The 262-nt window shown below is 61.5% G+C and carries 1 protein-coding gene; it reads left to right on the forward strand.

What is annotated here, in order from left to right:
• Positions 1-262 (forward strand): L-rhamnose isomerase (locus FQ664_RS26270; protein ID WP_178091094.1); only part of this gene is annotated, 262 nt, incomplete at both ends.

The following is a 262-nucleotide window of genomic DNA, read 5'->3' on the forward strand; positions in this document are numbered from 1 at the left end:
ACCGAAGTCATCTCCGACAAAATCTCCGCCGCCATGCTCTACGTGCCGCGCCTGCTGCTGCACGTCAGCCGCCCGGTGCGCTGGGACAGCGATCACGTGGTGCTGCTGGATGACGAAACCCAGGCCATCGCCAGTGAAATCGTCCGCCATAACCTGTTTGACCGCGTACACATTGGCCTCGACTTCTTTGATGCCTCCATCAACCGCATCGCCGCCTGGGTGATCGGCACCCGCAACATGAAAAAAGCCCTGCTGCGCGCCC

The sequence above is a fragment of the Pseudomonas persica genome (genome assembly GCF_900291015.1).
Classification (GTDB): Bacteria; Pseudomonadota; Gammaproteobacteria; order Pseudomonadales; family Pseudomonadaceae; genus Aquipseudomonas.